Here is a 22209-nt window from a genome sequence, read left to right on the forward strand (position 1 = left end):
CCTCGTCTGTCAAACCGATCCGTTCGCCCAAAGTAGCCTCCAAATGGAAGCTTTGAATCAAAAATCGATTCCGCAGTCAACCTTTGTCCACGAGCGCTAAATTTTGGATACGGAAATATAACTTCAAATATTGATGTAACCAATCACGGAGTACTCGTTGTAACAAAAAGTGGAAAAATATTAAATACTTCAGTTACTGTAAGTGGGAGCGGATCACAGATAAGTTTTATGGGCGGTGTTTTTGAACAAATATCAACCGATCAAAACGCAACAATAAATGTTCTTGAAGGAGCTATATTTAAAATCAACAATACGGAACATGACTATATTGTCGGAGGAACAACAACTGTTGACGGCAAAGAATCTGAATTCAAAAATCTGTCCAATCTTCACAAAATTATTTTTGGGAACTCCGGAAACTCATCCAACAGCGTTTTAACTGTTTCCAACTACGGCACATTTCATACAGAAGCCCCTCTGCAATTAGGCAACCCCGCTGGCCGGAAGATCTCCACATCAAATGGGACGCTGAACGTTGGAGCCGCAGCAGACGCTCAAGCCACTGCGCCAGGTATTGTGAAGGCGACTAACGGTATAATAATGACCGCTGGCGCGACCATCAATTTCAATCATACCGATACAAGCTACGAGTTCGGCTCTGCAATGCGCGATGCCGACCCACAGTTTACCGGCGTTATCAATCAGATATCCGGCACGACCATATTGACAGCCGACAGCAGTTTCACAGGTGCAGTCAACATTACGGGAGGGGTTCTGCAATTCGGTGCTAATAGTAAAGCAGGCAGTCTGGCAAGCAACAATATCAGCACAGGCATCGACGGTGCACAAAAAGGGACATTGGCTTTCAGTCGATCAGACGTCTATACATATGACGGGATCATTTCCGGCACTGGAAATGTCAAGAGTGTCGGCTCAGGCACAACAGTTTTGTTCGGGAATAACAAGTATTCCGGTGGGACCGTATTCTCGAGTGGTACACTTTCGGTGAATTCTGAGAATAAGTTGGGCGATGCGTCCGGCAAACTTACGTTTGACGGCGGCATATTGCAGATCACCGGGACATATATGAACACTACAAGCCGCAACATTGAATGGGACGCAGGTGGCGGCGGATTTGACATCGACGAAACGCCCAACACGTTCACGCTCAATCAGAACTTGGGAGCAGGCGGTGCGCTGACAAAGCTCGGTGATGGCACACTGGTTTTGTCTGGCACCAACCTCTATAAGGGCGGCACCAACCTCAATGCGGGTACTTTGTCGGTTTCGTCAGACGATAATCTTGGCGATGCGTCTGGTGCATTGCGTTTCGATGGTGGCACGCTGCTGGTTACTGCCGATATGACTTCTGCACGTGCAGTGACACTGACCTCTGCCGGTGGCACGGTTTCGGTTGGAGATACCAAGACCGTTACGCTTACACATTTTATTGGGAATGCCGGTCTTGCCAAAGGCGCTTTCACCAAAGCGGGTAATGGTACGCTGATCACAACAGCTTCCAATAGCTATACGGGCGGCACGACGGTTTCCGGCGGCATTCTGCAGCTGGGTGACGGCACCACGGATGGTTCAATCATGGGCGATATTGCGCTTGATGGTGGCAATCTCGTGGTCGACAATACGGGGGCGACCCCGCTTTCCGGCGCCATCACCGGCACGGGCAGTGTCACACAGAACGGAGCTGGTACGCTCACACTTTCGGGCAATAACAGTTACGGCGATACATTTTTCAATGCCGGGGTCATCTCGATTGAGCAGGCCGAGAACCTCGGTTCAGGTGCACTTCATTTTAACAGCGGCACGCTGCGGGTGACCGGGACGCAATCCAGCAGTACCGATGACACCATTGATTGGGGCCATAATGGCGGTGGCTTTGACATTGTCGATCCCACCAACACCTTTACCATTACGTCTGCCTTTACGGGGCCAGGTCAACTGGCCAAACAGGGGGCTGGTACGCTGGCCTTAACGGGTGACAGCAGCGCCTTCCAGGGCAATACGCTTGTGAAGGATGGCACTCTGCGTCTTGATGGCGGCAAGCTCGGTGACGGAACCGGCACGGTCGATGTCGCATCCGGTGCGGCACTGGGTGGCCATGGCAGCATTGGCGGCAATACAACGGTTGAGGGGACTCTTTTTGCTCAGAGCGGACAGGTCCTGACTTTCTCAAAAGACTTGACGCTCAATGCAGGCAGCAATGTCGACGTGACGTTGAATGGCGGACCGTCAATGAGCGAGCTTTTCCATGTCAACGGCAATCTGACCATCGACGGTACACTGACCGTGAACAAGAATAGCCAGATGGATGTCGGGGTCTATCGTATTTTCCAGTCAGACAATCCACTGACCGATAACGGTATGCAGATGGCTGCGGGAAGCGATCAGGACTATAGCCTGCAAGTGCTGCAACCTCAGGGGCAGGTCAATCTGGTTAACAGTGGCGGTCGGACCATGTCCTACTGGGATGGAAGCCAGATGATAGGCGATGGCACCGTCCATGGCGGCGATGGAACATGGAACGCAGCGAACTCGAACTGGACCGACCAGAACGGCAACGGCAATACTCCCTGGGCGGATGACGTTTTTGCCGTGTTTCAGGGCACCGGTGGTAAGGTCATGATTGAGAATGGCTTTACGCCGCGTGTCAACGGCATGCAGTTCTTCGTTGATGGTTACAGCGTTGAGGGAGGCACAATCACGCTGGGTGGAACGGATGTTCGGATCAACGTTGGTGACGGCGTGATGGAGCATGCCAACTATGTGGCAACCATATCCTCCATTCTCGACGGGCAGAATAGCTTTACCAAATCTGGCTATGGAACACTGAATCTGACAGGCCAGAACAGCTATAGCGGCACCACCACGGTGCAAGAGGGCACGCTGGAGCTGAGCGGAAACGGCAGCATTGCAAACAGCGCAGAGATCGTTCTTGCAAGCACAGAGTTTGACCGTGGCAAGCTGCTGATCAACAAGGATCAGGAGTTTTCATTTGCAAACAAGGTGAGCGGCGTTGGTGCCGTTACCAAAGATGGCATCGGCACGACGACCTTCTCTGGCAATAACACGTTCAGTGGCGGATTGACGGTTGCAGCAGGCGCAGCCAAAGCTGGCATTGCGGAGAATGCTTTTGGTTCGGGCAATGTGACCATCAAGGGCGGTGGGGTGCTTGATCTTGCCGACTTTAATGAAACCGTTGGCAGTCTTGTGGGTGAGAAAGCCGGTGACGGCACTATCACGCTTGGTTCGGGCACATTAACGCTCAATCAGAACCTGCATGGCGATTTCTCCGGTAAGATCTCCGGCACGGGTGGCATCACCAAGAATGGCAATGGTGATCTGGTGCTTTATGGTGCCAATGACTATTCGGGCAACACTGCTGTCAATGAGGGCGCGCTGGTTCAGGGGGCAGCCGGTGGCTTCTCAGCTGCTTCGCGCTATAGCGTGGCCAGTGGGGCATCGCTCGAACTTGGCGGGTTCTCCAGCACCATGGCCGGCTTGTCCAATGGGGGCGATGTTTTCTTCGGCGGCAATGGCGGCACGGTGCTTAATGTGTCCGGCGATTATAACGGACAAGGCGGTACGCTGCATATGTGGGGTGTGCTTGGTGATGACAGTTCATTGATTGACCGGATGAATGTCAGTGGCAACACAGCCGGCACTTCCAAAGTCGACATCACCAACCGTCACGGTTTTGGCGCTAAAACCAATAACGGCATCGAGATCATCTCCGTGGGGGGGAGCTCTGATGGTCTGTTCACGCTCAATGGTGATTATGTCACCAAAGACGGCAAGCAGGCCATTATGACTGACTCGGCCTATGCCTATACGCTGCAAAAAGGCGGAACCAATACGCCAAATGATGGCAACTGGTATCTGGTCAGCAAGAAGGACAATGCCAATCCTGTCAATCCGGTCGATCCGGATTGCGAGAAGACCAATACCTGTCCTCCAGGTCCTAACCCTGGTCCTAATCCGGGCCGTTACAGCCCCGCGGCTCCGATCTATGAATCCTATGGCTCGACGCTGCAGGCTCTGAACAAGCTGCCGACACTGCAACAGCGTGTGGGTGAGCGTTATCTGGGAGGCTCTGATCAGGCCAGTTCGGGTGCCAATGTGGGTGAAACCGACAGCAAGGCGATCTGGGGTCGCATTGAAGGCGCGCATACCCGTCATGAAAGTGCCTCCACGGCAGGTGATCTGCATCAGGATATCAACACTTTCATCATGCAGGCCGGTGTGGATGGTCAGTTCTATGAGGATGAGAATGGCACACTGTTTGCTGGCATTACCGGGCAATACGGCAATGCACGCTCGGATATCGACAACCGGACCGGTGACGGTTCGGGCAGCATCAGCACGCAAGGATGGGGGCTTGGTGCCACGGCCACATGGTATGGTACGTCCGGCTTCTATCTTGATGCACAGGCACAGGCCAACTGGTATGACAGCGATCTTCATGTCGATGCAGTCAACAAGACTCTCAGCAACGGCAATAAGGGCTTCGGTTACGCTCTGAGCCTCGAAGCGGGTCAGCGTTTTGCCATCAACCAGAACTGGTCGCTGACACCGCAGGCACAGCTCATGTGGTCATCGGTGGATTTTGACACCTTTACCGATAGCTATGGCGCGCGCATCTCCAATAGAGACGGGGATAGCCTGACAGCCCGGCTTGGTCTTGCTGCCAACTATGCCAATAGCTGGAAGGGCCATGATGGGCGGATGGTCAATACATCACTCTATGGCATTGCCAATCTTTATCAGGAGCTCATGGGTGACGCGCGCATGAATTATGCGGGAACCCATATGGCCACTGACAGCGATGATACATGGGGTGGGATTGGCGCAGGTGGCACCTATGCCTGGGCCGACAATAAATACATGCTCTATGGCGAAGGTTCCATCAACACGTCACTCAACCATTTCTCCGACAGCTACGCCCTCAAAGGCAATGTCGGCTTCAAGGTGAAGTGGTAGAAAACCCATAGTCGCAATCAAATTATCGCTCCCGGTGCCAAGCCGGGAGCGATTTGTTTTATGCAAAATGCCACGTCTGCGTAATCGGCATTCCGACCCCACATTCTGTTTGATTTTGTGCTCGGTCACTGAAAGTTAGCGAACAGACAGAACGCGGTTTCTCACAGGCGATCAGAGTCAGCCTGAAAGAATGCCCCGTTACCAACGGAGCCAGGCAGTAAAACTTATCACGAAAATTTTCGCAAATATTCAAGACATTGATGCCATCACCAGCGACTTATCACACGGCCAGAAAACCACCATCGACTGGTAAAGTAGCCCCTGTGACCATTGCGCTGTCGTTGCTTAAAAGAATCGCAATGGCCTGCGCAACATCTTCGGATTGCGCAAAACGATTGACCGGATGGCGCACCATCATCGGTGTGCTTTTTGCAGGGTCGCTCCAGGCTTCAACCGCTAGTTCGGTCAATGTGATTGTGGGGGCCACCGCATTGACACGGATACCATGCGGTCCCAACTCCTTAGCGAGAACTCGCGTTGCACCTTCAAGGCCTGCCTTGGATGCGGCATAGCACAAGTGATCCTGAAAACCGCGATGGCCGGCAATAGATGTAATATTGACGATGGCGCCACCGCCGCCTGCTGCCACGCGCATACGGGCAAACTCCTGACACGCAATCAGCGCTGCGCGCAAATTGATGCCCATAACAGCCTCATAACCGGCATCGGTCATATCAAACACGCTTTCAAGCACATTGATGCCTGCGCTGTTAATGAGATAATCACATGCTCCCGCCTCGCGGATCGCGTCACGCGCAGCCCGCGCATCAGACAGATCAACCCGTATCGAACGCCCTCCGATTTCACCAACCAAACTGTCGAGATCAGACTGGGTACGGCTCAGTGCGACCACTTCCGCGCCACGGCTGGCCATCAACTGCGCACATGCACGACCAATACCTTTGCCTGCTCCTGTCACAATGACGGATTTTCCAGAAAACTGCATAGAAATAACCTCTTCGGCGTGATTTTACCGCCTGATGTTGAATAATGGATTATGCAGACAGCGCTTGTGCCATGCTCTGGCGTATGTCGCGCGCGCTGCTCTGCAATGCCAGAAAAGCCCTATAACGTGCATCGTGCACGGCACTGATGCGCACTTGCGGGAGGCACTGCGTGCCAACGCGCGACATGGTCGACATAGCCGTTTCCATATCTGCAAACAGCCCTGCGGCCATTGCGCCCAAAATTGCCGAACCAAGCAGGACCGGCTCTTCACAATCGATCACCTCGACAGGCAGACCTGACGCATCAGCCAGAAGCTGACGAATGAGCGGATGGGTACCTGCGCCACCGCTGACACTGATGGCTTCGACGATTGCACCATTTTTGCTTTGCGTATCAATGATCTGACGCAGGCCATAGCCAAGGCCGCAAAGACCCGCAATATAAAGTGCGACAAGGGAATCCACGCCTGTCTCCATGCCCTGCCCGACAATAACAGCGCGCGCATGCGGGTCGGCAAAGGGCGCACGATTGCCCAGAAATTCCGGCACCACATGCAATGTATCAGCGAGCCTGACGGCCTCGCTGGGCGAATTTGCCAGCATCAATGCTCTGTCGCCAAGCCATTGCGGCAAGGATTTGCCTTCGGCTTTTGCGAGCATGCCTGCTTCAAGTGCTGCCGGATGACATTGCACAAGATGATCAATCGCTGCCCCCGCAGCCGATTGTCCACCTTCATTCAGCCATTTGCCTGGCAACATCGCCGAATAATAAGGCCCCCATACGCCGGGAACGAATGCCGGTTCAACTGTCGTTGTCATGGTGCACGAAGACGTGCCGAACACATAAGCGAGACATTTCACAGGATGAGCAACGCCATCCCGTGCTCCCACTGTTCCCACACCACCGGCATGGGCATCGATCAACCCTGCCCCAACAGCAATGCCAGCGACAAGTCCCATCGCGGAGGCGGCCTCTGGGCTCAATCCGTGACCAAGTGGGGTGCCGGGCGCAACGATCGTCTGTCCTATACGGCTAAAACCATCGTCTGCCAGATCACCCAGTCCGATAGCACGGAAATATTCCGCATCCCAGCGCCCTTCATGCGCGAGATAAGTCCATTTACATGTGACGGTGCAGGATGAACGCTCAAGTGCACCGCTTGCCTTGAATGTCAGAAAATCCGTGAGATCGAAAAAATGCCGTGCCTTCGCATAGGTGTCGGGATTGTTTTCCCGCAGCCACAGCAATTTAGGTGTCTGCATTTCAGGCGAGATACGTCCGCCGACATATTTGAGCACATCATGGCCGCCTGCATTAATCCGCTCAGCCTGTGCGAGCGCGCGATGATCCATCCATACGATAACATCGCGTTCGCTCTCGCTGCTCACTGGCAGCGTTTTCTCACCTTCGCCAAGAACGACAAGCGAACAGGTGGCATCAAAACCAATGCCTGCCACCTCACCCGGATCGATAGCGGCGCTTGCAACACTTTCACGCACGCTTTCACAAACGGCACGCCATATCTGCTGACTTGATTGCTCGACGAAGCCGCGATCATCCCGATAAAGATCGAGCGGTCGTTTGGCTGTCGCCAGAAGCTTGCCTGAGCGATCAAAAACACCCGCACGGGCGGACCCCGTGCCGACATCCACGCCAATCAGATATTTTGGGACCATTGGAAATACCCTCCGTGAAACGCGATTATACCCGATCAAAGTTGGTCGGCAGCACCAGCATATCGCGAATCGTGACTGTGCGCTTGCGTGTCAGCATATATTCAACCGCATCCGCCACCTCACTCGGATCGATCAGGCTGCCCGATTCCTTGGCCTTGCGCAGGTTTTCCTCAGGCCAGTCGGCCAGCAGGGCCGAAACCACTGGACCCGGCGACACCTGAGCCACACGGACGCCATGCGGGATCATCTGTCGGCGCATTGTCTGCACAAAGCAGGTCACCGCCCACTTGGACGATGCATAAACCGGCTCCCAATAGGTCGGGTAATGGCCTGCAATCGAGCAGGTCACAATGATGTCACCTGTCTTGCGTTCAATCATATGCGGCGCGACAGCATGAACATTTTTCATGACCGCATTGACATTGAGATTGAGCATCTGATCAATGGCTTCTGCGGTTGTCTCTGTCAGATCACCACCAATATAGGTGCCTGCATTGCAATACAGAATATCGATATGATCGACCTTTTTCAGGATTTCAGGCACCATCGCAGCGCAGCTTTCGGCATTCAACAGATCCGTCACCTGTGCGATAGCCTTCTCGCCCAACTCACCCACCAACGCATTCAGAGCTGCTTCATTGCGGTCCACCAGAACGACCGTGGCTCCTGCGGCAAGCAACGTTTTGGTCGTAGCCAAACCAATACCCGAAGCAGCCCCCGTAATGACTGCAATCTTGCCTTGAAGCGATTCCGCCATTTTATTCTCCTGTGTATGCACCGGACTGTTTCCGGCAAATTTCATAATGATTAGCGCCACTCGCGCCCGATATAGATCGCAAGCAGGATGATGCCGCCTTTGATCACATCCTGAAGATACGGATTGATGCCCATCAGGTTGAGGCCATTGTTCAAGATACCCAACAGGATCGCGCCAATCAGTGTGCCAAGCACCAGACCACGACCGCCGGCAATCGCAGTGCCGCCTAAAACAACTGCCGCAATGGCATCGAGCTCGAAACCCATGCCCGCATTCGGTTGACCACTCATCAGACGCCCGGTCAGAATAACTGCGGCGAGAGCCGATGTGAGACCAGAGATCGCGTAGACGGCAAGTTTGACGCGCAATGTTTTCACGCCCGAAAGCCGCGCTGCGGTCTCATTGCCGCCCAGCGCATAGACATGGCGACCAAAAGCAGTGCGTTCGAGCAGCACCCATGCAATCGCGTAGATGATAAACATAATGATAACCGGCACAGGGATCATGCCGATGCGCCCCACACCAAACCATGACACCCAGCTCGGCAGGCCGCTGATCGGATAACCGCCGGAATAAATAAGACCAAGACCACGCGCCATGCCCATAGTGGCAAGCGTCACGATAATTGCCGGCATTCGCCCCCATGCAACAAGGACACCATTGATGGTGCCAATCGCAAGCCCGATGAGCAGGCCAAGACCAAGGGCAGCACTTGCCGGAATCCCGGCATGCACCATGAGGCCCGATGCAAGCGTTCCAACCAGCGCCATGACCGCGCCAACGGACAAATCGATACCGCCAGTGAGGATGACAAAAGTCATACCGACCGCCAATACAGCGACGATAGAGACCTGCCGTAACACATTGAGGATGTTCGGCACGCTGAAGAAATTGTCGCTGGCAAGTCCCATCAGGACGGAGACGACGATCAGGCCCGCCAAGGGCAATATGAGCGGCGAATGCAGCCAATGGCGCAGTGAAAAGCCGCTCTTCTTTTCAGCTGTGGCAATATTTGCATTATTGGACATAGTGCGGCTTCCCCGTTGTGGCTTGGGTCATAATTTCCTCAGACGTGATTTTTTCACCTTCGAGCGTTGCGACGATACCGCCGGAACGGAACACGCAGACCCTGTCTGACATGCCGATGATCTCCGGCAGTTCGGAAGAAATCATGATGATCGAATATCCGGCATTGGTGAAAGCGCGCATGAGGGCATAGATTTCTGCCTTCGCACCGACATCAATACCGCGTGTGGGTTCGTCAAAAATCAGCACGCGCATGTCATGATTGAGCCAGCGCGCGATGACCACTTTCTGCTGATTGCCCCCCGAAAGCGTATCAATGCGCGCATAAGGTCCCTGCGCCTTCACCCGCACCTGCTGCATGGCAACTTGTGTGGCTTTGAGCTCTTTTTTAAGGTCGACAAACCAGTGCAGGCGGCGATATTTGCCGTAATTGTTGAGGGAAATATTTTGCAGGATCGAGAAGCTGGTGATCAGCCCTTGCTCTTTACGGCTTTCCGGCAAAAGCCCGATACCGTTTTCAAGCGCCTGATCAGGGCCGGAAAGCCGCGTCGCCACGCCATCCAATTTCATCTTGCATTGAACAGACGCATGTGCGCCGAGCATGGCCAGAACGCTTTCCGTCCGGCCTGAGCCGACCAGCCCGGCAAAACCCAAAACCTCGCCCTTGCGCAGGCTAAAGCGCGAAACGGGTCCGCCTTTACGCAATTGTAATTCTTCCACATCAATGATTACCGGCGCTCTCACATCAATGTCGGCTTTGGGTGGAAAACCGGCTTCCAGACGACGCCCGACCATCATCTCGACCAGGCGGTCATTATCGACATCACAGACATCACAGGACTTGATATAATTCCCGTCGCGCAGAACCGTAATCCGGTCGCAGATCTCAAAAATCTCTTCAAGATGATGGGAGATAAAAATAATTGCCACGCCCTGACGGCGCAACTCGCGCATCACTTTGAAAAGGTGCTCAACTTCGGATGGAGTCAATGTGGCCGTCGGTTCATCGAGAATAAGAATGCGCGCATCAAGTGCCAGTGTTTTGGCGATTTCGACAAATTGCTGTTCTGCCACAGAAAGCCGGTTGATCGGCACGTCGAGCTGCACATCCACGCCAAGCTTTGCCATAATTTCGCGCGCACGGCTGCGCATGGCCGCCCGGTCGAGAAGCCCGAGGCGATTGCGCATTTCACGCGCCAGAAACATGTTTTCGACTGCATTGAGATACGGAATCAGGCTGAATTCCTGAAACACAATACCGATGCCAGCTCGAATGGCATCGTCGTAGTCGGCGAAATGGCGCTCTTTACCGTCAACCCGGATTTCACCCTCGGAAGGGCGCAAGATACCGGAGAGTATCTTCATCAGTGTAGATTTGCCCGCACCGTTCTCCCCGAGAAGGGCGTGAACTTCACCAGCACGCACATTTAGATCCACACCGTGGAGAACCTCGATCCGGCCAAAGCTTTTTTTGATGCCTTTCAGCTCAAGCACGATTTGTTCCTAACCAATAAGTGGCTCCCGTCCCACGTGCGCCCTTTCGGGCGCAGCGGCTTTTCGCATTCTCCTCAGCAAAAGCGTTTCACACTTGTGCTGCCAATGCATTGAACCGGAACGGGAGCAGGGAGGATGATTACCAGCTGAAACCTTCAGCGTTCTTGGCATCGATCACCATGACGTCGATCGGAACTTCCTTAGGAACAACGCGTGCACCCCATTTCTGCGCCAGCGCCATCGCAAGACCAACGCGCACCTGATCACGCGGGAACTGTGCCGTTGTTTCGATGAAAGGCGTGCCGTCCTTGATGGCTTGAACAGCTTCTGGCGCGCCATCGACAGAAGTCAGCTTAATATCACGGCCTGAGCCCTGAATTGCAGCCAGAGCGCCCATAGCGCCACCATCATTGACCGAAAAAATGCCCTTGAGATTAGGGTGGGACTGGATCATGTTTTCAACAACACCAAGCGCCACTGACCGATCCTGACGACCATTCTGTGTGTCGACCAGTTTGATGCCCTCGAACTCTTCAAGCGCTGCCTTGCAGCCTTCAACGCGCTGAAGGATAGGAACAACCGGAATGCCATCCAGAATGGCAACCTCGCCCTTGCCGTCAAGGCTTTCGCCAAGATACTTGCACGACTGGTAACCCGCATCGCGGTTTTTGGAGCCAACGAAAGTATCAACCGGACCATTGGCGTTGGCATCGACCGCAACGACAATCACGCCTTTTTCCTTGGCAGCAACGACGGCTGCTTCAACACCAGCGCTGTCGGTAGGATTGAGCAGCAGGATGTCGATGTTCTGCTGGAGCATATCTTCCACGTCGGAAATCTGCTTGGCGACATTATGGCCAGCGTCGCTGACAACAACGTCAGCGCCAATGCTTTCGGCTGCACCGCGGAGCGCTTCCTGCATCGAAACGAAATAGGGATTGTTCAGTTCCTGAAATGTCATCCCGATCTTGAGCTTTTCCTGCGCAATAGCAGGGGACGCCAGAAGAGCAAGAACAGTGCTCACAGTTAAAATGGCTTTTTTCATTGAGATTTACCTCCCGTTACAGATTGACAGGCAACGCCTGCATAGTTTGGGCAGAAACCCGCCCGCCCAAATTGCGAATAACCGCATCCTCCGGCTCTGTTTGATCTTGCATCACCAGAATTTTGTTTGCGGCAAAAGTGGTACGAAACTGCGAAGGAGACATGCCCTTGAACTTGAGAAAATGCCGGTTGAAATTGGACAGGTTGGAGAAGCCGATCTCGTAGCAAATATCGGTGATCCGCACTTCCGGCATGGTCAGCAGCATCTGGCAGGCGAGATCGACACGCAACTGGTTGCGATAGCGCACCAGCGTCGTCCCTGTATGGCGCTTGAAAGCGCGGGAAAACGCACTCTGACTCTGCCCCAGCATGTCAGCGAGTTCCGTTTCCTCAATCTGCTCGGTCAGATGTTCTCGCAGATAAGCAAGGGCGCGATTGATCCCGCAAGGGCTGAAACGTGTTACATCAAGCTCATAACTCAGGCTCGCGAGCACTTCCGGCTCAGACGCATTTGAGAGCAGATCCAGAATTTCCCAGAAAAGCGCAATTCGCGTCAGTCCCTGCGCCACGATGAGACGCTCCATGAGAGGGCGGATTTTGATGCTTGTTTCGTCATCGAACAACAATCCGCGACGGCTGCGCTCCAGTAAGGGCCCCAGATCACCCATTTCCGGCATGATTGCGAGCGCATTTTCAATAAAAGCTTCCGGGAATTGAATCACCATGGAACGCGTGGGTACTCTTTCACCTCGCTCGATCTCACTAATCCAGTTATGTGGTAGATTAGGGCCAGTCATGATCAATTGCCCCGGAGCAAAACGCCCGACATGATCGCCCATATAGAAGGTGCCAGAAGTTGCCACCACGAGATGGATTTCATATTCGGGATGGTAATGCCAGCGCACAGTGCGAAATGGATAACCATGCATCCACGCCGCAAAGGACTCTCCTTTGCGGATATGCACAAGCTCCAAATCTGGTTGCATGACATCCTCCCTGACGCAGATCATGATACAGTTGCAAGGCCTGGGCTCCTCTGCTCCAGGCCATGTCTCATGATGAATGCATTCTGGGTGGTGTGAACGCCAAGGGCTACATCACAACATAGAATATTATGATACTTTTTTTACATACAATTTCAGTGATTTGAGAAAGTCGGAGCACCAAACAACGCTGTTTCTGTGCATCGGCACCTTATTTTTCCGGTCTTCGCGGCATAAAAACCCCATATTATCGAGCTTTTTGAACGTGAGACTGCAATATCAACAAAGCTTTCAGGCGCCAATAAGCGACATGGTTGTCTTCATATTTTTTAGCATGCGCTGATACCAGTTTAGGATCAGATACTATTTCCGCACACAGTTTTGGCGGCGAGAAAATGTCTTCTGATCGATGTTCTATGGCACAGCCATCAATGGATGCACCGGAAACTAATCGACGCTGCTCCCTCAGAGCAAACGCCGATGTTCCAACGTATATGGTTTTCCTTTATTGTGGAAAGGTGACCTGAAGCTTCACATCATTTTCCCGTGCTTCGACTGCTCGATCAAAGCCACGAATGCTGTCTTCAAAAGGCAATGTAGCCGTTATCAGCGGCTTGAGATCAACTTTTCCCGAAGCAATTAACGCGATGGCGCGGTCATAGACATTTGCATAACGGAAAACTGTCTCAAGGCGCAACTCGCGGGCCTGAAGCCCGACAATATCCACCGGCACAGGATCAACCGGCATGCCGACAAGCACAATCGCGCCTCCTGGTCGCGCCAAGCTTGCCATATTGAGAATGGCAGATGCGGCACCAGAACATTCGAAAACCAGATCGCAACCCCAGCCATCGGTATGGTCTGCGATGGCTTCCGCAAGACTGCGTTCTCGAATATTTACTGCCACAATACCGTCATAGGCAGCGATGATATCCAGTTTGGGCTGGGCCAGATCGGCGACGATCACTTTTGCGCAACCTCCGGCAAGTGCCGCCAGCGCTACCATCATGCCAATGGGACCTGCCCCGGTAACGACAGCCACATCGCCGGGCTGAATGCGTGCACGCAAGGCCGCCTGCATCCCAATGGCAAAAGGCTCGACCATTGCACCCTCACCAAATGAAACATGATCCGGCAGCTTATAGGTGAAGGCAGCGGGATGGATCACTTCCGGCACAAGGCAGCCATGAACGGGTGGCGTCGCCCAGAAACGAACGGCCGGGTCCACATTATAGATACCGAGTTTCGATGCGCGCGAGGTCGGATCAGGAATGCCCGGCTCCATGCAGACACGGTCACCCACAGCAAGATTTGTTACATCTTCACCCACTTCAATTACGGTTCCCGATGCTTCATGACCAAGAACCATCGGTTCGTTGACTATGAAATGACCGATACGCCCATGAGTGTAATAGTGCACATCTGATCCGCATATGCCGACTGTGTGAATCTTGATGCGCACATCCTTGCGTCCAAGCGTCATCGGCATATCGAATTCTCTAAGCGAGAGCTTTCCCTTTTCTTCGAGAACAAGTGCTTTCAAAGCTTCCTCCTGAGCGTCTACTGGAACATGCGCGCTATGAAAGGGTAATTTTGTAGAAAGTAAAGTCGACGTATGAGCAAAGTGGAACCTTTGAGTTTGGCGCGCAAAAACCTATCAGCAGAATAGAAAAGGCGTATAGGTCCTGGGGTTTTGAATGACGATTCAAAGGGATTTACATCCGAATCGCAAAACAGTCATGAACGCCTTTGCAAAGTGGTCCGCAGGCTCAAGACTCATTCATTGAATGGAAATAGCAGTATCTTTTATACACGCCCAAAATAGCATTGATATGCTTCCCTCGAAACAACCGTTCGATGGATTTATATGCGCCCGCCCCCCCAGAGTTTTAACGAGAATACACAGTATTCCAGCCTACCGGTTGATACGCGAGGACGGATAGCATGAAAATGGCACCGAGCCTTAGAAAGTAGCCCGGTGCTAAAAAACTTACAGATGATCGCGGGGAATAGTCTGTCCCCATTCGCGTTTTTTGACTTCGTTGCCATTTTCCTTCGCGCTCAGAATGCCTGAAATATAGAAATTCTGGTGATCCGAATGTAGGCTGGTCGTCGTTTCAATATCGATCATCCAGTCTTCACGTCCCATACGATAAGCCTGTGTCAGCACATAGGACGCTGTTACTGGGTCTTCGTCACGCACGCGAAGCTCTCGCTTCAGGCTGTGGCTTAGTTCTGTACCGATATCGTCAAACCGCAGAATTCCTTCGCCAAACAGACCACCAATGCCTTCTGTCACGTAGAGTGTTTCACCCGTGACATGATCTTGCTCGGTCCAGCGGCGGACGCTACCGGGATCGAGTTGTGTGAGGGGAGTAGCAGGACCATGCGCTGGTTGTTGAAACGCTACTCCTGCATCATCAACAGCAGCTTTACGGACGGGAAGCTGGAGAAGCGATGCCGCAGTATCAAGCGAGAGCGTCACACGCTTTGGCGATGGCCAGACCATTGGCCAGTAACCAGTTGCAACAGAAAGACGGATACGATGGCCTTTTTTGAAGCTGTAACCGGTATCGTTGAGCTTGATTGCAATTTCGTAAATCTTACCCGGCACCAACATTTCAGGCTTATCATGGCCGTTGATGTGATTGAGATTGAAGACCTGATAACTGATACGCGTGATACGACCATCAGGCAGAATATCGCTCAAACGCAGTGAAACCTGAGCGACTGGTTGATCGACAGTGAATGTGAGACGAGCGACCGGCGCGCCGAGAATTTCCAGGTCTTCGGTCAGTACTGCTGTGTCAAAGTTGAGAGAACCACCATCATCAAGGCGCTGGTCGGTTGGGTGCTCGCCGGGGCAACCGGTCGCCATCCATTCACCACCCGCTTTGCCGTGACTTGCTGGCGATGAAATCGAAAGAACAGCGTTAATTGCATCGGCTTTACCGAGCGAGAAGTCGGCACCAAGTGCAAAAGGCTGAGGCACAATCTCAGTCGATGGCCAACTCTTTTCGCCGACCCAGCGACCATTGGTAAAGTCGCGTGAGCCGGTTGGCTCGATCGTGTCGCAAATATAGGCCCGCAGCTTTGGCTCGTCCATGATGCCTGTATCTTTGCCCTTCAACCACTGATCCCACCAGCGAACCGCTTCCTGAAGGAAACCGATGGCCGGGCCTGGGATACCATCCTGAGGATAGACATGCCCCCAAGGACCGATGATGCCGCGCGCAGGAACTTTAAGATTTTCAAGCAGCCGCGGAACAGCATTTGTGTAGCTGTCTGCCCATCCGCCAATGGCGAGGACCGGACACTGAATCGCGGACCAATCTTCACAAACTGAGCCATGTTTCCAATAGCCATCATAATGCTGGTGTTCCAGCCATCGGGCCGGGAAGAATGGCAGGCGTTCGAGACGTTCAATCCACGCATCACGCCAGCCGTCACCCACGATTGCCGGGTCAAGCGGCCGCGACTGATAGGCGAGCATGATCGTGCCCCACCACAAATTGTCGTTGAGCAGAAGACCGCCCATGTAATGGATGTCATCTGTAAAGCGATTATCGGTTGAGTAGGCGGTGATGACCGCCTTCAATGCTGGCGGTCGGCGGGCGGCAACCTGAAGGCCATTGAAACCACCCCAGCTTTTGCCCATCATGCCAACATTGCCACTGCACCATGATTGTTCCGCAATCCAGGCGATGACTTCAAGCGCATCATCCTGTTCCTGCTGAATATATTCATCAGCCATATGGCCGTCGGATTCACCCGTACCGCGCATGTCGACACGGATAGCAGCATAGCCGTTCTGTGCGAAATAGCCATGCATAGGCTCATCGCGGCCCCGTGTTCCATCGCGCTTGCGATAAGGGATATATTCGAGAACGGCCGGGACGGGATTTGCCTCGGCGCCTTCTGGCAGCCAAAGGCGCGCACCAAGGCGCGTGCCGTCCTTAAGGGTGATCCACAGATGTTCAGTGACGTTTACGGTCATGATAGGGTCCACTTTATAATGAATATTTCGATGCGGCATCTGCGCCGCATCTGTAGTTTAACTAGCGGCGCGTGCTTTGAGGATGTCGTCGAGCCAATCACGGCGCAGCTCCGGTACGGATGTTATAAGCTGCTCCGTATAAGGCTCATAAGGCGGCTCAAAAATTGCCTTTGTGGTACCGGTTTCAACCACCTTGCCCTTCTGCATGACCATGGTTCTGTCCGCGAGCCTGCGCACAACACCAAGATCGTGAGTGATAAAGAGATAGGACACATGCAATTCATCCTGGAGCTTGCGTAAAAGCCGCAGAATTTCCTCAGCAACAAGAGGATCAAGCGCAGACGTTACTTCATCGCAGATGATAAGATCAGGCTTTGCTGCCAGCGCACGTGCAATGCATACCCGCTGCTTCTGCCCGCCTGAAAGCGCACCCGGAAGGCGACTTGCAAAATCGGCAGGCAGGCCAATAAGTTCAAGCAGGCTTTTCACCTCAATCTCGCGCTGGTCCTCATTCATTCCAAAATAGAACTTCATCGGTCGGCCAATGATCTCGCCCACCGTCTGCCTCGGATTCAACGCTACATCCGGGAGCTGATAAACAAGCTGAATGCGGCGTAATTCTTCGCGCGAGCGCTTTTTATAGCTGGCATCCAACCGCTGCCCCGCAAGCGTAATGAGGCCGCTAGAGTGCGGCGGAAGACCGGCAATGATGCGTGCAAGCGTTGATTTACCAGAACCGGACTCACCCACAACTGCAAGCGTTTCACCGCGGCGAATATGGCAGTTCACATCATTTAGAACGAGCTTCTTACCGTAGTAAGCAGTCGCGTTTTTAACGTCGAGCAGGATATCGCCGGTTTTGTGTTCGGCCTGTTCGCCTGAAATGCTTGATTCACGCTCGGACACCAGTCGCTGGGTATAATCCTGCTTAGGTGCTTCGAGAACTTCCTCTGCGGAGCCAAGCTCGACCATTTTGCCATGACGCAAAACCATGATGCGATCTGCGATCTGCGCCACGACAGCAAGGTCATGCGTGATATAAAGAGCGGCCGTGTTGTAGCGCTGGATAAGGCTGCGCAAGAGTGCCAGCACTTCAATCTGGGTCGTCACGTCCAGTGCGGTGGTTGGTTCGTCCAGCACCAGAATGTCCGGGCGACAGGACATCGCCATGGCGACCATGGCACGTTGCAGCTGACCACCAGAAACCTGATGCGGATAACGGTCACCGAAAGTGTCGGCATCCGGAAGCTGCAATGTATGCAGCAATTCGAGCATCCATGCTTTTGCTTCGGCTTTGCTCATCAGGCCGTGATAAAGTGGGCCTTCCATGATCTGATCGCCAATGCGATGCGCTGGATTAAAAGACGCCGCTGCGCTTTGCGCCACATAGGCGATGCGTGCGCCGCGCACCTCTTCACGGGTTTCGCGGGTGCCGTCCATCAGTGAAATATCATCAACGACAACGGTCCCGTGGGCGATTTTGCAACCGCCACGGCCATAACCCATTGCAGCCAGCCCAATGGTGGATTTGCCTGCACCGGATTCGCCAATCAGGCCAAGCACCTCACCGCGTTTCAGTGTCAAATCGACATGATCGACAAGCGTTGCACCGTTCGGTGCTTTGACGATGAGGTCAGAGATGGAAAGAACGATATCCTTGCTCATCGATCCGCTCCCTGCGTGGTCGTGCGTCCGGCCAGCAGCCAGTCGACGACGAGGTTGACGCCAATGGTCAGGATGGCGATTGTAGCTGCCGGAAACAGTGGTGCGTAAAGGCCGTAGAGAATAGCCTGCTGATTATCCTTCACCATGCCGCCCCAGTCTGCAAATGGTGGCTGGATACCAAGGCCAAGGAACGACAAGCCCGCAACAAAAAGGAAAGTGAAGCAGAAACGCAGACCAAATTCCGCAATCAGCGGTGGCAGCGTGTTCGGCAGAATTTCACGCCAGATCAGCCAACCCAGACCTTCACCACGAAGACGTGCGGTTTCAGCATATTCCAGCACATTGACGCCCTGCGCTACGATACGCGCTAAACGGAAAACACGCGTGGAATCAAGCAATGCAATGGTGATAATCAGAACCGGCAGTGAAGAACCGAGTGCCTGAAGGATGACGAGCGCCGAGATGAGCACCGGAATGCACATGACAGTATCAACGATGCGCGAAAGCACTGTATCGATCCAGCCACCAAAGATAGCCGCGAGGAAACCAAGCGGCACACCAATACTAAACGAGAGCAGTGATGCAGCGAGGGATACACCAATCGACATCTGCGCACCAAAAAGCAGACGAGACAACATGTCACGACCATTCTGATCAAGACCGAACCAGAACTGCGCCGACGGAGGGTCAAATGGCGCGCCGACGATTTCTTCCTGACCATAAGGCGCGATCATTGGCCCAAACAGGAACATTAACAGGCAGAAAGTGACGATGGCGAGGCCAATCCACGCCGTGAGGGGGATAGATTTCTTCAACGTGGGTGCCTCAGACGCGGATTGAGTGCGATGGCAGCAACATCTGCGATGATATTAAGAATGACGTAGGCTGCGCCGAAGACGAGAGCTGCTGCTTGTACGAGAGGAAGGTCACGCTTGGAAACAGCATCAACCATAAAGCGGCCCAGGCCGTTGTAGTTAAAGACAGCTTCGACAAGCACAACACCAGTGATGAGGTAAGCAATGTTGAACGCTACCACATTAACAATTGGGGCTGCGGCATTCGGCAAAGCGTGCTTGGTTACGACGCGTTTGGTGCGAAGTCCCTTGAGATAAGCGGTTTCGACATAGGCCTGATCCATAACCGACAAGACGGCGGTACGTGTCATGCGCATCATTTGCGCGACCGTTACAAGAACCAGTGTCAGCGCCGGCAGGGCTGTTGCCTGCATCCATTCAAATACGGTCATGCCTTCGTAAGTGTCGGCAAGACTTGGCAGGATGTTGAAGCGGATGGACAAAAACAGGATCAGCAAGAGGCCAAGGAAGTATTCAGGCAGTGAAACGAAGGCTAGCGCCACGATGTTGATAACACGATCGAAAATACCACCGCGCTTGACAGCTGTAATAAGGCCGAGAAGGATTGCGATTGGAACGCTGACGACCGCTGCAAAGGCTGCGAGCGCCATTGTGTTCCAAAACCGCGGCCAAAGCAATTCTGCAACAGGCTGCTGATTGGCGAGCGAAGTGCCCAGATCACCCGTCACGAAGCCTGCAAGCCAAGAGAAATAGCGCGCAAGCAGTGGCTGATTAAGGCCAAGGCTTTCGCGCAATGTGGCCAGCGCCTCCGGTGTTGCATTCTGGCCGAGAATGGCGGAAGCCACATCACCCGGCAGGATCTGCGTGCCGGCGAAAATCAACGCCGACACGAGGAAGAGCGTGAGAAGCCCGAGCCCCACACGCTTGAGAATAAGAACGAACATTTATGCTTCCAGCCAGACTTTTTCGGCAAGGCGGGCACCCATCAGATTGAACATCGGATGGGTGGTCACGCCTTTGAGCTTTTTGGATGTGGCGTCGAGATAGTCGCCGAACATTGGAATAAGCGCACCGCCTTCGTCGCTGATCATGGTCTGCAATTCAGCGTAGATTTCCTTGCGCTTGGTTTCGTCCAGCATGGCGCGGGCTTCAAGCAGCTTGGCGTCAAAGCTTTCATTCTTCCAATGTGTGTCGTTCTGTGAGGCTGTTGAGATATAAGCTACAGAAAGCGCAAGATCCGCGGTTGGACGACCACCGCGATAGGACATGCAGAACGGTGCCTTCATCCAGACATTGTCCCAATATCCATCTGCTGGCTCTCGCTTGATGTCGAGATCAATACCGGATTTTGCAGCGGCAGTGCGGAAAATTGCAGCCGCATCCACTGCGCCGGTGAAAGCAGCATCGGAGGCCGCGAGCTGGATTTTAAGCGAATCCATACCAGCCTGCTTGAGATGGAATTTTGCTTTTTCAGGATCGTAGGCACGCTGTGGCAAATCAGCATTGAAATATGGGTCGGAGCTTGGAATTGGGTTGTCGTTGCCGATACGGCCGTAACCGCGCAGAGCGGTTTTTAGCAGCTGTTCACGGTCAATAGCATATTTGATCGCGAGGCGGACATTGTTGTCGGTATATGGTGCCTGCGTGCAATCCATCAAGAATGAGAAATGCTGACCGCAGGCCGACTGAACGATGTTGAGGTTCGGGTTGCGCTTCAACAGATCGACGGTTTTGAAGTCGAGCTGATTGATCGCATGAACCTGACCGGACATCATGGCGTTGGTACGGGCAGACACATCGTTGATAACGATAACTTCAACCGCATCGACCCACGCCGTGTTTGGCTTCCAATAGCTCTCATTCCGCGTGAAACGCGAACGCACACCAGGCTGAAAACGCTCATAGACAAAAGGTCCGGTGCCAACTGGCTTGTTAAAGTCCGTCCAGCCTTTGGGAACAACGAGGAAGTGATAGTCGGACAGGATGTAAGGCAGATCGGCATTGCCGCTTTCGAGCGTGATCTTGACCTTGTCGTCACCATCTTTTGACACATCGGTGAAAGCAGCCGCAAGCGAACGCGCGCCTGAGGTCGTTTCACCGCGATGCAGATTGATAGAGTAGATGATATCGTCGGCATCAAGCGTCTTACCGTTATGGAAGGTTACGCCCTGACGAACTTTGAAAGTCCATTCTTTGGCGTCGGCTGACGGTTCCCAGCTTTCAAACAGTTCAGGCACTGCTTTGTTGTTGGCGTCGATTTCGACAAGACCATTCATCAGCATATAGGCCTGATTGACTGGAACCCAGTCTTTCAGCAGGCGCGGGTCGAAATTGTCGGTGGTGGAACCACCGCCAATGCCGAGCTTGAGAACTCCGCCTTTCTTTGGCGTACCATCCGCTTCTGCAGCTATTGCAGAATTGATCAATCCACTCATGCCACTGGCGGCAACAAGGCCGAAGCCTGCTGCACCAGACATGAAGGATCGGCGCGTTAATTGAAACTGGCTCTTTTGCTCAGACATACGTTACCCCTTAGACTTTCAGCTTGTGATTAATTCATAGCTCAAGCGATTTTCAGGGTTGCGTACCTTAGACGTGTCCCTGTTTTCAAGGGTTGCGTGAGCTTTTTCTGATATGACTTTTCTGCATACCCCCATGTAAAATGTGTGGCTTGGCATTTTTTCAGACACGGATAAAGGAGCGTTTCAAGGATGCGCCGTCCACAATTTGGGAAGCACTTCCTGCATCG

Annotated in this window: 14 protein-coding genes; 1 reads left to right on the plus strand and 13 read right to left on the minus strand. The window is 53.3% G+C overall.

Going from position 1 to position 22209, the window contains the following annotated elements:
- The first annotated feature begins 600 nt into the window (after positions 1 to 600).
- Positions 601 to 4995, plus strand: coding sequence for an autotransporter outer membrane beta-barrel domain-containing protein (locus VBH83_RS15470; protein WP_396998515.1), 4395 nt, complete (start codon positions 601 to 603; stop codon positions 4993 to 4995).
- 280 nt (positions 4996 to 5275) lie between these two features.
- On the opposite strand, the gene VBH83_RS15475 is transcribed toward VBH83_RS15470, so the two are convergent.
- The 13 genes from VBH83_RS15475 to VBH83_RS15535 form a co-directional block, all read right to left on the minus strand.
- Positions 5276 to 6001 (minus strand): SDR family oxidoreductase, encoded by a 726-nt coding sequence (locus VBH83_RS15475; RefSeq protein WP_265985716.1) that lies wholly within the window; start codon positions 5999 to 6001, stop codon positions 5276 to 5278.
- A 49-nt stretch (positions 6002 to 6050) separates the two neighbouring features.
- Entirely contained in the window at positions 6051 to 7679 is a 1629-nt protein-coding gene (locus tag VBH83_RS15480; protein ID WP_265985718.1) for an FGGY-family carbohydrate kinase, read from the minus strand.
- Between the two features lie 25 nt (positions 7680 to 7704).
- Positions 7705 to 8436 carry an SDR family oxidoreductase gene (locus VBH83_RS15485; RefSeq protein WP_265985719.1) on the minus strand — a complete coding sequence of 244 codons (732 nt, stop codon included), beginning with the start codon at positions 8434 to 8436 and terminating at the stop codon, positions 7705 to 7707.
- Between the two features lie 50 nt (positions 8437 to 8486).
- Complete coding sequence (locus VBH83_RS15490; RefSeq protein WP_265985720.1) at positions 8487 to 9464, minus strand: ABC transporter permease; 978 nt, start codon at positions 9462 to 9464, stop codon at positions 8487 to 8489.
- Positions 9454 to 10956 carry a sugar ABC transporter ATP-binding protein gene (locus tag VBH83_RS15495; RefSeq protein WP_265985721.1) on the minus strand — a complete coding sequence of 501 codons (1503 nt, stop codon included), beginning with the start codon at positions 10954 to 10956 and terminating at the stop codon, positions 9454 to 9456. Before VBH83_RS15495 ends, VBH83_RS15490 begins: the two co-directional genes overlap by 11 nt.
- 139 nt (positions 10957 to 11095) lie before the next feature.
- Positions 11096 to 12001, minus strand: coding sequence for an ABC transporter substrate-binding protein (locus VBH83_RS15500; protein WP_265985722.1), 906 nt, complete (start codon positions 11999 to 12001; stop codon positions 11096 to 11098).
- Between the two features lie 16 nt (positions 12002 to 12017).
- On the minus strand, positions 12018 to 12986 hold the full coding sequence (locus VBH83_RS15505) for an AraC family transcriptional regulator (RefSeq protein WP_265985723.1): 969 nt from the start codon (positions 12984 to 12986) through the stop codon (positions 12018 to 12020).
- 502 nt (positions 12987 to 13488) lie between these two features.
- Complete coding sequence (locus VBH83_RS15510) at positions 13489 to 14526, minus strand: NAD(P)-dependent alcohol dehydrogenase (protein WP_265985724.1); 1038 nt, start codon at positions 14524 to 14526, stop codon at positions 13489 to 13491.
- A gap of 447 nt (positions 14527 to 14973) precedes the next feature.
- Positions 14974 to 16980, minus strand: a complete 2007-nt coding sequence (locus tag VBH83_RS15515) for a CocE/NonD family hydrolase (RefSeq protein WP_396998519.1) — start codon at positions 16978 to 16980, stop codon at positions 14974 to 14976.
- A gap of 57 nt (positions 16981 to 17037) precedes the next feature.
- Complete coding sequence (locus VBH83_RS15520; RefSeq protein WP_265985726.1) at positions 17038 to 18645, minus strand: ABC transporter ATP-binding protein; 1608 nt, start codon at positions 18643 to 18645, stop codon at positions 17038 to 17040.
- Positions 18642 to 19460, minus strand: a complete 819-nt coding sequence (locus VBH83_RS15525; protein ID WP_265985727.1) for an ABC transporter permease — start codon at positions 19458 to 19460, stop codon at positions 18642 to 18644. Before VBH83_RS15525 ends, VBH83_RS15520 begins: the two co-directional genes overlap by 4 nt.
- The gene (locus VBH83_RS15530) at positions 19457 to 20404 is read right to left on the minus strand and encodes an ABC transporter permease (protein WP_396998522.1); all 948 of its coding nucleotides are present in this window, start codon (positions 20402 to 20404) and stop codon (positions 19457 to 19459) included. The genes VBH83_RS15525 and VBH83_RS15530 overlap by 4 nt, the downstream gene beginning before the upstream one ends.
- Entirely contained in the window at positions 20405 to 21982 is a 1578-nt protein-coding gene (locus VBH83_RS15535) for an ABC transporter substrate-binding protein (RefSeq protein ID WP_265985730.1), read from the minus strand.
- Positions 21983 to 22209: the final 227 nt, after the last annotated feature.

This window comes from Ochrobactrum sp. S1502_03 (genome assembly GCF_044435015.1).
Taxonomy (GTDB): Bacteria; Pseudomonadota; Alphaproteobacteria; order Rhizobiales; family Rhizobiaceae; genus Brucella; species Brucella chromiisoli.

Coding starts and splice junctions, on each gene's coding strand:
- VBH83_RS15470 (WP_396998515.1), top strand. CDS start 601: ATGACCGCTGGCGCGACCATCAATTTCAATCATACCGATACAAGCTAC.
- VBH83_RS15475 (WP_265985716.1), bottom strand. CDS start 6,001: ATGCAGTTTTCTGGAAAATCCGTCATTGTGACAGGAGCAGGCAAAGGT.
- VBH83_RS15480 (WP_265985718.1), bottom strand. CDS start 7,679: ATGGTCCCAAAATATCTGATTGGCGTGGATGTCGGCACGGGGTCCGCC.
- VBH83_RS15485 (WP_265985719.1), bottom strand. CDS start 8,436: ATGGCGGAATCGCTTCAAGGCAAGATTGCAGTCATTACGGGGGCTGCT.
- VBH83_RS15490 (WP_265985720.1), bottom strand. CDS start 9,464: ATGTCCAATAATGCAAATATTGCCACAGCTGAAAAGAAGAGCGGCTTT.
- VBH83_RS15500 (WP_265985722.1), bottom strand. CDS start 12,001: ATGAAAAAAGCCATTTTAACTGTGAGCACTGTTCTTGCTCTTCTGGCG.
- VBH83_RS15505 (WP_265985723.1), bottom strand. CDS start 12,986: ATGCAACCAGATTTGGAGCTTGTGCATATCCGCAAAGGAGAGTCCTTT.
- VBH83_RS15515 (WP_396998519.1), bottom strand. CDS start 16,980: ATGACCGTAAACGTCACTGAACATCTGTGGATCACCCTTAAGGACGGC.
- VBH83_RS15520 (WP_265985726.1), bottom strand. CDS start 18,645: ATGAGCAAGGATATCGTTCTTTCCATCTCTGACCTCATCGTCAAAGCA.
- VBH83_RS15530 (WP_396998522.1), bottom strand. CDS start 20,404: ATGTTCGTTCTTATTCTCAAGCGTGTGGGGCTCGGGCTTCTCACGCTC.
- VBH83_RS15535 (WP_265985730.1), bottom strand. CDS start 21,982: ATGTCTGAGCAAAAGAGCCAGTTTCAATTAACGCGCCGATCCTTCATG.